Below are 12,717 nucleotides of genomic sequence, written 5' to 3'. Positions count from 1 at the left end.
TCACTCCCCGCCGCGCAGGATGGAGTTGCCCTCGTGCGTGGCGTCGGCCGTGGCGACGTCCAGCTCCAGCCGCCCGCTGAGTCCGTAGAAGGCGACGGGGTTGCGCCACAGGACCAGGTCGACGTCGTCCTCGGTGAAGCCCTCGGCGAGCATCAGGTCGCCGACCTTGCGGGTCTTGAGCGGGTCGCTCCTGCCCCAGTCGGCGGCGGAGTTCACCAGGACCCGCTCCGGGCCGTACTCACGCAGGAGGGCCACCATCCGGGCCTCGTCCATCTTGGTGTCCGGATAGACGGAGAAGCCGAGCCAGGCGCCGCTGTCCTTCGCCTCCTTGACGGTGGTCTCGTTGAGGTGGTCGACCAGCACGTGCTCGGTGGGCAGCGCGGACTCGCGGACCGCGTCCAGGGTGCGGCGCAGGCCGGCCAGCTTGTCGCGGTGCGGGGTGTGCACGAGGGCGGGCAGGCCGTGGTCGGCGGCGAGCTGGAGCTGGGCGGCCAGGGCGGTGTCCTCGGCGGGGGTCATCGAGTCGTAGCCGATCTCGCCGACCGCCACCACGCGGTCCTTGACCAGATAGCGGGGCAGTTCGTCGAGGACGGGGAGGCAGCGGGGGTCGTTCGCCTCCTTGGGATTGAGGGCGATCGTGCAGTGGTGGGCGATGCCGTACTGGGCGGCGCGGAAGGGTTCCCAGCCGAGCAGGGCGTCGAAGTAGTCGCGGAAGGAGTCGGGAGAGGTGCGGGGCTGGCCCAGCCAGAAGGAGGGTTCGACCACGGCGCGGACACCGGCGGCGTGCATGGCCTCGTAGTCGTCGGTGGTGCGGGAGGTCATGTGGATGTGGGGGTCGAAGATGCGCATCAGGACTCCTTGCCGTGGGGGTCGGCGTTGCCGGGCGCGGGAGGCTGCTCGGTCCCGGTCAGGGCCAGGACGCGGTGCAGGTCTTCGGGGACGGTGCGGCCCGCGGCGGTGCGTTCGGCGGCGTAGTCGGCGAGCATGCGGGCGAGTTCGTCGTCGCCGCGGGCCCGGCCGGCGAGATCCGCCACGCGCTCGACGGCGACGCCGGTGAACAGGCACTTCAGTACGGCGTGCCGCCACTGGTGGGCGTCCAGGTGACGGGCGGCGTACGGGCCGAGGGCGGCGGCGACGAGCCGGGTGTCGTTGGTGCGCAGCGCGTCCTCGACGAGCGGGAGGGCGTCCGGGCCGGGCACCAGGTGGGGCAGCGCGTGCAGGACGGCGCGGCGTTCGTCCGCGGTGCCCTGGGAGTAGACCCGGCTCAGGGCCTCCGTGCCGGCGCGGGCGGCGTGCAGGACGAGGACCCGGGCGGCGTCGGCGTGGGCGGGACCGCAGCGCCGGCCCGCCTCGGCCAGGCGCAGCTCCCACACGGAGATGGGTCCGTGGGTGCCGGGGTGGGCGGCGGCCTCGTCCAGGGCCTGGTCCAGCCAGGCCCGGGCGGCTCCGCCCAGCTCGGCGGTGAGGGCGGCGCGCAGGTCGGCGGGCGGGACGTGGGCGGGGTTGGTGCCCTGGGGGTCCTGCCCGGCGGGGTTGCCATCCGTGCCCTGGGTGGGGGTGGCGTGGGTGGCGTGTGGCTGCGTCATGGGTGTGGCTCCCTTCAACGGGTGGCGGAGGGCTCGCCCGAGCGGTTCGTACGGGGTGACGCCGCCGCGGCCCGGCGGAGGAACGGGAGGGAGCGTTCGGCGAAGTGGGGACCGGCGTGGGAGTGGCGGGGCAGTTCGACGACGGTCAGTCCCTGGTAGCCGGTGGCGGCGAGGGCGTCGAGGACGGGCGGGAAGTCGATCTCGCCGTCACCGAAGGGGAGGTGTTCGTGGACGCCGCGGCGCATGTCCTCGATCTGGACGTGGCGCAGCCAGGGGGCGGCGGCGCGCACGCAGTCGGCGGGAGGGAGGGGTTCGAGGCACTGGCAGTGGCCGATGTCCAGGGTGAGGCCGAGGTGCTCGGGGTCGCCGAGGGCGCGGCGCAGGGTGTGGAAGTCGGCGAGTTCGGCCAGGAGGTGGCCCGGTTCGGGCTCGACGGCGAGCGGGACGCCCGCGGTGGCTGCGGCCTCCAGGACCGGGGTGAGGGACTCGGCCAGCCGCTTCCACGCCGTGTCCTCGTCCGTGCCGGGCGGGGTGACGCCGCTGAAGCAGTGCACCGCGTGGGCCCCCAGGTCGGCGGCGACCCGGACGGCGCGGACCAGGAGGTCGGTGCGGCGGGCGCGGTCGTCGGGGTCCGGGTCGAGGAGGGAGGGGCCATGCTTGCGGCGCGGGTCCAGCACGTAGCGGGCGCCCGTCTCCACCGTGACGCCCAGCCCGAGCGCGTCCAGCCGGCGGGCGACCCGGCGGGTGCGGTCCGCCAGGTCGTCGCCGAGCGGGTCGAGATGCATGTGGTCCAGCGTCAGGCCGACGCCGTCGTAGCCCAGGTCGGCGAGGAGGCCGAGGGCGTCGTCGAGCCGGAGGTCGGCGAGGCCGTTGGTGCCGTAGCCGAAGCGGAGGGGGGTCGACGGGGTGGCGTTCGGGTCGTGGCTCACGTGATGCTCACCTTCCTCATGGCGGCCCTCCTCGCGAACATCCGGCCCGCCGGGGCCAGGGCCGCGATCACCAGGGACGTGGCGGGTGCCCCGGCGCGGGCGGCGAGGGCGGCCTGGAGGGGGATCGTGGCCCGGATGCCGCCGCCGACGGCGCGTTGGGTGAGCGGAGGTGAGGGGTTGAGCGTGGCGTGGAAGTAGGGACGCGCCGCGGTGGCGGCGTACGCGGCGCTCAAGGCGGCGGTGAGGACGTCCCTGGCCTCCGGGGCGCGTACGGCCGGGTTGGAGCCCGACAGGCCGGGGGCGGCTGCTGCCCACCGGCCTGCCGGGAGTCGGGTGCGGCGGTGGCCGACCAGCCGGGTCAGCACCCCCGTCGTCGCCAGGGCCGCCGACGGGGCCAGGACCGAACCGCCGGTGGTCTCCCGGCGGGAGACGGCCGTGACCGCGAGGGTGTGGCTGCCGAGCAGCGCGGCGGAGGGCAGCGCTGCCCGGGTCCCGCCGGAGGTGGCGGCCGCGCCCAGGAGCAGGTCCAGTCCGCGGGCGGCGGCCATGGCCGCGGGCCCGGCGGGTGTGTGCTTCAGGACGAGGTCGTAGGCCCAGACGGACCCCGCGAGCGGCGCGGCCACCGCCAGCGCGGGGCGCCCGGCCGCGGCGGCGAGCGCTAGACCGGCACCGGTGAGGCCGCAGGCCGCGGCGAGGGCGGCGGCCGGACGGATCCGGCCGGACGGAATCGGACGGTGCGGACGTTCCACGGCGTCCTCGGCCCGGTCCGCCCAGTCGTTCAGGGCCATGCCCGCCTCGTACAGGCACAGGGACGACCCGATGGCGAGCACCGTACGGCGCCCGGGCCGCACCCCAGCCACGGCGGCACCGGCCAGGGCGTCTCCGGGCACGGTGAACAGCGCGGGCAGCCGCAGCAACTCGGCCCAGGCACCGGCGCGGCCGGGGCGGGGGGTGGCGCCGGGTGTGCGGGCCGCGACACCGTCGGCGGGCGGGGCCACGGCGTCAGCGGGCTGGCCGTCGGCGGGCGGCGTCGCAGCGTCAGCCGCCTGGCCGTCGACGGGCAGGGCCAGAGCGTGAGCACCCTCGCCGTCGGCGGGCAGCGCGGGAGCGTGAGCAACCTCGCCGTCGGCCGTCGGCGTCGCAGCGCCAGCCGCCGGGCCATCGACGGGCAGGGCCGGAGCGTGAGCACCCTCGCCGTCGGCGGACGGCGTCGCAGCGCCGGCCGCCTGGCCATCGGCGGGCAGCGCGGGAGCGTGAGCGCCCTCGCCCTCGGCGGATGGCGCCACGGCGTCAGCGCCCTCGACCTCGGCGGACGACGTCACGGCGTCGCCGCCACGGCCGTCGGCGGACGGCGCCGCGGCGTTCGGGTCCTGGCCGTCGGACGGCGGCACCGCGGCGTCGCCGCCCCGGCCGTCCGCCGACACACCGGACGCCCCGGGCACCCCGGGCACCCCGGGCACCCCAGGCACCCCAGGCACCCCGGACAACGCGGACCTGTCCCGCGCCCCCGCGCGGCTCATCGCCGCACCCCGTGCTCGGCCGCGGCGCCCCCGTCGTCCCGCAAGCGCCCCGCGAAGCCCCGCAGCTCCGCGTACTGCTCCGCCAGGGAGGACGGGCCGTCGCCGACCGGGTCCTTGAAGTAGAAGCCCAGTTCGCTCAGGGGGCCGGACAGGCCCTTCTCCTGGGCGCGGGCGGCAAGGCGGGCCAGGTCGAGGACCAGCGGAGCGGCCAGCGCCGAGTCGCAGCCCTGCCAGGTGGTCTGGAGGACCATCCGGGCGCCGAGGAAGCCGTCGAAGGCGATGTGGTCCCAGGCGGTCTTCCAGTCGCCCAGCGCGGGCACGTCGTCAATGTGGACCTCGCCCTCGGGCGCGGCACCCAGCGTGTCGACGAGGACGCGTTCCTTGCCGGCGTTCTTGGCGGCGGCCGCCGCGGGGTCGGCGAGGGCCGCGCCGTCGCCGCCGCCGAGGAGGTTGGTGCCGGACCAGGCGCGCACGGCGAGGGCCCGCTGGAGGAACATCGGGCCGAGCACCGAACGGAGCAGGGTCTGCCCGGTCTTGCCGTCGCGGCCCGCGTACGGGAGCCCGGAGGACTCGGCGAGCGCGGCCAGCGCGGGGTGGTGCAGGCCGGTGGACGGGGTGAAGTTGACGTAGGGGCACCCGGCGCGGAGGGCGGCCGCCGCGTACAGCGAGCTGGGGGGCAGGGAGTCGTCGGTGGGCGCGGGCTCCGTGGAGGCGACGTTCACGACGACGGCGCCCGCGAGGTCCTGGCGGCGCACGAAGTCGCGGATGTCGGACGCGAAGGCGTCGATCAGCGCTTCCTGGGTGGGCGCCGGGGCGCCCGGCAGCGGACCGCCGGGCCGGATCTCCCGGTCGGCGGCGACGAGTTCGGCGTGCACCGCGGACGGCAGACCGTGCGGCAGCACACCACCCGCGGCGAGGTGCTCGGCGCGCTTGGGCAGCGGGCAGTCGAGGGTGTCGTGACCGCCGAAGACGAGCGAAGACAACGATGGCAGACCGCACGAGGTGAAGGGCGCGGTCTCGGTGACCATGCCGGTCGCGGGGTGGAGCCCGGCGGCGACGGCGGCGCAGCCCGCGATCGCGGTGGTGGCCACGGAGCCGCGTGCCCCGATGAGCCAGACGCCGAAACGCGGGGCCGTGGAGGGGGTGGGCAGGAACGGTTCGGCGGACATGGGCAGCCTCCTTGTCGTACGCGAACCGGATGTGAGCGCCGGAAGCGGGGGCCGGGCGCGGGGCCCGGCGGGACGGCGGGCGGAGGTCCGGCGTCCTCCGCCCGCCGCCGTCTGATCGCCCTTAGCGGGGCAGTTCCTTGAGCTGGATGTTGCGGAAGGAGACCTGGTCGCCGGCGCCGTGGTTCTGGAGGCCGATGTACCCGTCGGTCAGGCTCCGCTCGGGATCCTTGTTGGTGAAGTCGTTGATCTTGACCCCGTTGAGGAACACCTGGAGGCGTTCGCCCTGGACCTTGATCTCGTAGGAGTTCCACTGGCCGGGCGGCCGCAGAACCTGGTCACGGGCCTTGATGTTCGCCGACTTGAAGGAGTAGACGGACCCCGTGGTGCGGTCCGGCGCGTCCGTGGCGTCGATCTGGATCTCGTAGCCCTTGTTCACCGCGGACCAGGGGTCGTCGGAGGCGGGGAAGCCCACGAAGATCCCGGAGTTGTCGTCGCCCCGCATCTTCCAGTCGAGCTTGAGCGAGTACGACTTCAGCTCCTTGGCCTGGTACCAGAGCAGGCCCATGCCGCCGTTGGACTCCAGCGTGCCGTCCTTGACGTCGAACGTGCCGGGGCCGGCCTGCTTCCAGCCCTCCCGGGTCTGGCCGTTGAAGATGTCCCGGTAGCCCTTGCTCGGCTTGCAGTCCGCCTTGACCTGGCCGGTGGCGTACTGCATGCCGCCGAGCAGATGGCCGCGGAAGGCCTCGTCCGCGTAGGACTCCTTGGTGTGACCGCCGCCGGTGTAGAAGGAGCGGCCGCCGCCGTAGCTCTGGCACCAGGCGATCGGGTGGTCGCCCTTCATGTTCCCGCCGTCGTAGGTGGTCTCGTCGAGGGTGGCGAGGACCTTGGCCTGCTCACGCGGGTTGGTGCGGTAGTTGTACCACTCGTCGGTGCGCTCCCAGGCGTCGTCCAGGTGCGCGGTGGACGGGTGGTCGTGGTCCTCGACGCGGACGGTGGCCTTCTGGATGGCCGGGTGCGAGTCGAAGTGGGCGCCGACCAGGCCGCCGTAGAACTCCCAGTCGTACTCGGTGTCGGCGGCGGCGTGGATGCCCATGTAGCCGCCGCCGTTCTTGACGTAGTTCTCGAACGCCGTCTGCTGAGCGGCGTTGAGGACGTCACCGGTGGTGGACAGGAAGGCGACCGCGTCGTACTTGGCGAGGTTGGCGGTGGTGAACTGGCCGGCCTCCTCGGTCGCGGTGACGGAGATGCCGGCGGGGGCGCCGAGCTCCTTCAGCGCGGCGATGCCCTCCGGGATGGAGTCGTGCCGGAAGCCGGCCGTCTTGGAGAAGACCAGGACCTTCTTGCCGGCCTTGAAGGGCTCGGTGGAGAACTCGAAGTCGTCCACGTCGTACAGCGCGCCCTCGCCGCCCTTGAAGACCAGGTAGACGTCGGTGGTCTTCCTGGGCAGGGACCGCAGCGGTACGTCGACGTCCTGGAAGGTCTCCCAGCTGCCGGTCGGCGGGATGTACGCGGAGCCGTGCAGCTTGCCGGTCGGCGAGCCCGTGCGCACCTCGACGTAGCCGCCGGCGCCGCCGGAGGAGGCCCGTACGGTCAGCTTCTTCTGGCCGTTGAACCGGTAGGGGCTGAAGGAGATCCAGTCGCCGTCGTCGATGTTGCCGACGGTCTTGCCGCCGTGGGCCCCGGTCTTGTCGATGACCGAGACGCCCGACTGGTCGGCGAAGTGCTCGGCCTGGCGGTGCGGGGGCTGGATCACGGTGCGGGCGGTGCCGGTCAGGGCCTCCTGGCCGTTCGCCCCGCCGTCGGTGTAGCTGGCGCCGACGACGCCGTAGATGTTGGCGTTGGGGTCGTGACCGCCGTCGCCGGGCGGCGGCTTGAGGGTGCCCTCACAGCCCATCTCGCTGGTCAGCTCGTGGGCGTGGGAGTCGTGGCCGAGGCTGTAGGCGACCTTGACCTTGGAGCAGTCGACGGTCTCCTCGGGGTCGGTGACCTTCACCTTGAACGGGATGGGCTCGCCCATCGGGAGCAGGGTGCCGTTGCCCGGGGTCTCGATGGTCACCTTGGGCGCGGTGTTGCCCACCACGACCCGCACGCTGGCGGTGCCGGTGTTGCCCTCGGGGTCCTTGGCGGTGAAGGTCGCGGTGTAGGTGCCGACCTTCTTGTACTTGTGGGTGGGGGTCAGGCCCTCGCCCTTGGTGCCGTCGCCGAAGTCCCAGCTGTAGCTGAGGTCCGGGGAGTCGGCGTCCTTGGCGCTCGCGGTGAACTTGACCTTCAGTCCGGCCGCGCCGGACGTCTTGTCGGCGCTCACCTCGGCGATCGGGGAGAAGCCGTCCGCGGCGTTCTCGATGCGGTACAGCGCGGAGTTCTCGTCGCCCTGGAACCAGGAGAGGCCGTAGTCGAGGACGTAGAGCGCGCCGTCGGGGCCGAACTCCATGTCCATGATCTGGGTGCCGGTCCACGGGAAGTCGTTGATCTTCGCGACCGTGCCGTCGGCGTTCTGCTCGATCCGCTTGATCCACCGGCGGCCGAACTCACCCGCGAAGAAGTCTCCGTCGTACTCCTCGGGGAACTTCACGCTGGACTCGAGGTCGGGGTCGTAGCGGTAGACCGGGCCGCCCATCGGGGACTCGGAGCCGGTGCCGAACTCGGGCACGGAGGCGCCGTCGTACGGGATCCAGGCGGCCTGCGCGGGCGGCAGGTCGGTGAGTCCGGTGTTGTGCCGGGACGTGTTCTTGGGCGCGGCGCAGTCGAACTTGTCACCGGAGGCGCCGGTGGCGAAGTCGTAGTCGTTGTAGGCGTCGTTGTTGCCCGTGCAGTACGGCCAGCCGAAGTTGGCGGCCTTGGTGACCTTGGCGAACTCGACCTGTCCGGCCGGTCCGCGGTTCGGGTCGGCGGCGCCGGCGTCGGGACCGTAGTCGCCGACGTAGACCGTTCCGGTCTTCTCGTCGACGTTCAGCCGGAAGGGGTTGCGGAAGCCCATCGCGTAGATCTCGGGGCGGGTCTTCTCGGTGCCCGGGGCGAAGAGGTTGCCCTCCGGGACGGTGTACGAGCCGTCCTCGGCGACCTTGATCCGCAGGATCTTGCCGCGCAGGTCGTTGGTGTTGCCGGCGCTGCGGCGGGCGTCGAAGGCCGGGTTGCGGTCCGCCCGCTCGTCGATCGGCGTGAAGCCGTCGGAGGCGAAGGGGTTGGTGTCGTCGCCGGTGGACAGGTAGAGGTTGCCCTCGGCGTCGAAGTCGATGTCGCCGCCGACGTGGCAGCAGGTGCCGCGGGAGGCCGCGACGTCCAGGACCTTCTTCTCGCTGGCCTGGTCGAGGGTGCCGTCGGGCTTGAGGACGAAGCGGGAGAGGCGGTTGACGCCGTCGAACTTCTTGAAGTCCTCGGCGGTGCCGGTCTCCGGGGCGTCGCCCGCGGGGGTGTCGAGGGGCGGGGCGTAGTAGAGGTAGATGGCCCGGTTGTTCTCGAAGTCCGGGTCGATGCCGACGCCCTGGAGGCCCTCCTCGTCGTGGCTGTAGACGTCGAGTTTGCCGGCGACCTTGGTGACGCCGCCCTGGTCGGTCAGGCGGAGCGTGCCGTCGCGCGAGGTGTGCAGGACGCTGCGGTCCGGGAGTACGGCGAGCGACATCGGCTCGCCCATCTCGGGCTCGCCCTTGGCGAGCGGTACCTGCTGGAACTGTCCCTCGGCGGCCGCCGGTTCGTCGTGCTCCGGGTGGCCGGGGTGAGCGCCGGCGACGGTCGCCGGGGTGCCCACGGCCAGCATCAGGCCGGTGAAGAGGGCGAGGGTGGTGCGGAGCCTGGGACGCCTCGTGGTCCTGGTGCTTTTGAGTCTGCTTCTGTGCACGAAGTCCCTCCGGGAACGGGTGGGCCGTACGGAACGGGTGCGATGACGTGCGATGCGGGCGCCGGGGTGCGCCGTCACCCCGGAGGCGTGGGTGTCCTGAACACTTCAGGGACGGTAACCGCGTTCGTCCGGGGCCAACACCCCTTGGGCCGGGACTTGTTTGAACTTTTTCCCAACTCAGGACAAAGCGGGATCCGGGCAGGCCGGACCGGGGACCGGTGGTGGCACCGGCCCCCGTCCCGGCCCGCGGCCGGACGTGTGGGTCAGCTGTTGAACGCGGCGTCGAAGGACGCGCTGGGCGGCTCGAAGTCGAAGGCCTTGAGGCTGGTGAGGGCTTCGGGGGCGCCCTGGAGCCGGTCCATCCCGGCGTCCTCCCACTCGACGGAGACGGGCCCCTGGTAGTCGATGGAGCGGAGCATGCGGAAGACGTCCTCCCAGGGGACGTCGCCGTGGCCGGCCGAGACGAAGTCCCAGCCGCGCCGCGGGTCGCCCCAGGGCAGGTGGGAGCCGAGGCGGCCGTTGCGGCCGTCGAGGCGCTTGCGGGCCTCCTTGCAGTCGACGTGGTAGATGCGGTCGCGGAAGTCCCACAGGAAGCCGACCGGGTCGAGGTCCTGCCAGACGAAGTGCGAGGGGTCGAAGTTCAGCCCGAAGGCGGGCCGGTGGCCGACCGCCTCCAGGGCGCGCTGCGTGGTCCAGTAGTCGTAGGCGATCTCGCTGGGGTGCACCTCGTGCGCGAACCGCACGCCCTCCGCGTCGAAGACGTCGAGGATCGGGTTCCAGCGGTCGGCGAAGTCCTGGTAGCCGCGCTCGATCATCGGCTCGGGGGCCGGCGGGAACATGGCGACCAGGTGCCAGATGGCCGAGCCGGTGAAGCCGATGACGGTGTCGACGCCGAGGCGGGCGGCGGCCCGCGCCGTGTCCTTGATCTCGGCGGCGGCGCGCTGCCGCACCCCTTCGGCGTCCCCGTCGCCCCAGATGCGGGCGGGCAGGATGGCCTCGTGGCGTTCGTCGATGATGGCGTCGCAGACCGCCTGGCCGACCAGGTGGTTGGAGATCGCCCAGCACTTGAGGCCGTACTTGTCGAGCAGCTGGTGCCGGGATTCGACGTAGGAGGGGTCCGCGAGGGCCTTGTCGACCTCGAAGTGGTCTCCCCAGCAGGCGAGTTCGAGGCCGTCGTAGCCGAAGTCGCGGGCGAGGCGGCAGACCTCCTCCAGGGGCAGGTCCGCCCACTGACCGGTGAAGAGAGTGAAGTTGCGCGGCATGTCGCTGCCAGCCTCCTCAGAGGGCGATCGGGGTGTAGACGGAGTTCTTCTCGGCGCTCTCCTCCACCGCCGCGAGCACCCGCTGCACCTGGAGCCCGTCCGCGAAGGAGGGTTCGGGGCGGCGGCCCTCGGCGACGGCGTGGACGAGGTCGCGCGCCTGGTGCACGAAGGTGTGCTCGTAGCCGAGTCCGTGGCCCGGCGGCCACCAGGCGTCCAGGTAGGGGTGCTCGGGTTCGGTGACGAGGATGCGGCGGAACCCGGCGTGCTCCCCGGGCTCGGTACCGTCGTGGTACGACAGCTCGTTGAGCCGTTCCAGGTCGAAGGCGAGCGAGCCGCGCTCGCCGTTGAGTTCGATGCGCAGGGAGTTCTTGCGTCCGGTGGCGTACCGGGTGGCCTCGAAGGAGACCAGGGCGCCGGAGGTGAGGCGGCCGGTGAACACGGCCGCGTCGTCGACGGTGACCTCACCGGTGACGCCGTCCGCCGAGCCCGCGGTCAGGCCCCGGGCGGCACCGGCGGGCAGCGGGCGCTGCCGTACGAAGGTCTCGGTGAGGGCGGAGACGCCCGCGATCCTCTCCCCCGTCAGGTACTGGGCGAGGTCGACGATGTGGGCGCCGAGGTCGCCGAGCGCCCCCGATCCGGCGAGTTCCTTGCGCAGCCGCCAGGTGAGCGGGGCCTCGGGGTCCACCAGCCAGTCCTGGAGGTAGGTCACCCGCACGTGCCGCAGCCGTCCGACGCGGCCCTCGGCGACCATCCGCCGGGCCAGCGCGGTGGCGGGCACCCGGCGGTAGTTGAAGCCGACCATCGCCAGCTGGCCGCGGGCGCCCGCCTCCTCGGCCACGCGGGTCATCCGCTCGGCCTCCTCGACGGTGTTGGCCAGCGGCTTCTCGCACAGCACGTGCTTGCCGGCGGCCAGCGCGGCCAGCGCGATCTCGGCGTGGCTGTCGCCGGGGGTGCAGACGTCGACGAGGTCGATGTCGTCCCGTTCGACCAGGGCCCGCCAGTCCGTCTCGGTGCTCTGCCAGCCGTGCCGGTCGGCCGCCGTGCGGACGGCGTCGGCGTCCCGCCCGCAGATCGCGGCCAGCACCGGGTTCAGCGGCAGGTCGAAGACCCGGCCGGCGGTGCGCCAGCCCTGGGAGTGGGCGGCACCCATGAAGGCGTAGCCGACCATGCCGACACGCAGGGCCGGTCTGGTCACGGATGCCCCCGTAGCCCCGGTTCCGGTCCCGGCGGCTGCTGCCCCGGCCCCCTCGGGCTGCTGCGGCTGTCCCATGCGGATGTCCTCCTCGTCGTGGTGGCGCGGTGGGGGGTGGGACCCGCCCCGGCCGGCTGGTCAGGCCGCTGCCGGGGCGGAGTCCATCACTTGAAGCCCGTGGACATGTACTGGTCGACGTTCTCCTTGTCGACGACGGCCGAGTAGCAGGTGACCGTCGAGGGGATCTCGAACTCGGCGAGGCCGCTGATGCCCTTGCCCTGGCCGAGGGCGCGGGCCAGGTCGATCGCGGAGGCCGCCATGGTCGGCGGGTAGAGCACCGTCGCCTTCAGTACGCCGCTGTCGGCCTTGATGGCCTGGAAGGCGGAGAGCGCGCCGGCGCCGCCGACCATCAGGAAGTCGTCGCGTCCGGCCTGCTCGATGGCGCGCAGGGCGCCCACGCCCTGGTCGTCGTCGTGGTTCCACAGGGCGTCGAAGCTCGACTGGGCCTGCAGCAGCTGGGCCATCTTGGACTGCCCGGACTCGACCGTGAACTCGGCGGCCTGGCGGGCCACCTTCTTGATGTTCGGGTAGTTCTTCAGACCGTCGTCGAAGCCCTGGGTGCGCTGCTGGGTCAGTTCGAGGTTGTCGATGCCGGCCAGCTCGATGACCTTGGCGTTCGACTTGTCCTTCAGCTTCTCGCCGATGTAGTGGGCGGCGTTGAGGCCCATGCCGTAGTTGTCGCCGCCGACCCAGCAGCGGTAGGCCTGGGGGCTGTTGAAGATGCGGTCGAGGTTGACGACCGGGATGCCGGCGCGCATCGCCTTGAGGCCGATCTGGGTGAGGGCCTTGCCGTCCGCGGGCAGGATGACCAGGACGTCGACCTTCTTGTTGATGAGGGTCTCGATCTGGCCGATCTGCTGGGCGGTGTCGTTGGAGCCCTCGGTGACCTCGAGGGTGACGTCCGAGTACTTCTTGGCGCGGTTCTGCGCCTGGTCGTTGACGGCGTTGAGCCAGCCGTGGTCGGCCTGCGGACCCGCGTAGCCGATGGTGACCTGCTTGCCGGGCTTGTCGTCGGCGGCCGGCTGCGTGTCCGCCGCCTTGTCGCCGCCGTCGTCGGGGTCGTTGCTCGTGCACCCCGTGAGGACGGCACCGGCGGACACGGCGGCGGCTCCGAAGAGCAGCCCTCTGCGACTCGTGAGCTTCGTCATGACGGTGAACCCTTTC

Annotated in this window: 9 protein-coding genes; all 9 read right to left on the bottom strand. The window is 72.8% G+C overall.

Features of this window, described 5'->3' with window-relative positions:
- A complete protein-coding gene (locus ACFC1X_RS02395; RefSeq protein WP_376348035.1) occupies positions 1-849 on the bottom strand; it encodes a TatD family hydrolase in 849 nt (282 codons plus the stop codon).
- Entirely contained in the window at positions 849-1,586 is a 738-nt protein-coding gene (locus tag ACFC1X_RS02390) for an EboA domain-containing protein (RefSeq protein ID WP_376348033.1), read from the bottom strand. Before ACFC1X_RS02390 ends, ACFC1X_RS02395 begins: the two co-directional genes overlap by 1 nt.
- Before the next feature lie 14 nt (positions 1,587-1,600).
- Positions 1,601-2,515 carry a sugar phosphate isomerase/epimerase family protein gene (locus ACFC1X_RS02385; protein ID WP_376348032.1) on the bottom strand — a complete coding sequence of 305 codons (915 nt, stop codon included), beginning with the start codon at positions 2,513-2,515 and terminating at the stop codon, positions 1,601-1,603.
- On the bottom strand, positions 2,512-3,513 hold the full coding sequence (locus ACFC1X_RS02380) for an SCO3242 family prenyltransferase (RefSeq protein ID WP_376348520.1): 1,002 nt from the start codon (positions 3,511-3,513) through the stop codon (positions 2,512-2,514). The genes ACFC1X_RS02385 and ACFC1X_RS02380 overlap by 4 nt, the downstream gene beginning before the upstream one ends.
- Positions 3,514-4,031: 518 nt before the next feature.
- Positions 4,032-5,204, bottom strand: a complete 1,173-nt coding sequence (locus ACFC1X_RS02375) for an inositol-3-phosphate synthase (RefSeq protein ID WP_376348031.1) — start codon at positions 5,202-5,204, stop codon at positions 4,032-4,034.
- 121 nt (positions 5,205-5,325) lie between these two features.
- Complete coding sequence (locus tag ACFC1X_RS02370; RefSeq protein ID WP_376348029.1) at positions 5,326-9,039, bottom strand: ThuA domain-containing protein; 3,714 nt, start codon at positions 9,037-9,039, stop codon at positions 5,326-5,328.
- Positions 9,040-9,302: 263 nt separating this feature from the next.
- Entirely contained in the window at positions 9,303-10,301 is a 999-nt protein-coding gene (locus ACFC1X_RS02365; protein ID WP_376348028.1) for a sugar phosphate isomerase/epimerase family protein, read from the bottom strand.
- Between the two features lie 16 nt (positions 10,302-10,317).
- Positions 10,318-11,571, bottom strand: a complete 1,254-nt coding sequence (locus ACFC1X_RS02360; protein ID WP_376348027.1) for a Gfo/Idh/MocA family protein — start codon at positions 11,569-11,571, stop codon at positions 10,318-10,320.
- Positions 11,572-11,657: 86 nt separating this feature from the next.
- On the bottom strand, positions 11,658-12,701 hold the full coding sequence (locus ACFC1X_RS02355; RefSeq protein ID WP_376348025.1) for a substrate-binding domain-containing protein: 1,044 nt from the start codon (positions 12,699-12,701) through the stop codon (positions 11,658-11,660).
- Positions 12,702-12,717: the final 16 nt, after the last annotated feature.

The sequence above is a fragment of the Streptomyces sp. NPDC056128 genome (assembly GCF_042263835.1).
In the GTDB taxonomy this organism is placed as follows: domain Bacteria; phylum Actinomycetota; class Actinomycetes; order Streptomycetales; family Streptomycetaceae; genus Streptomyces.
This window is presented reverse-complemented; position numbering and strand designations above follow the sequence as displayed.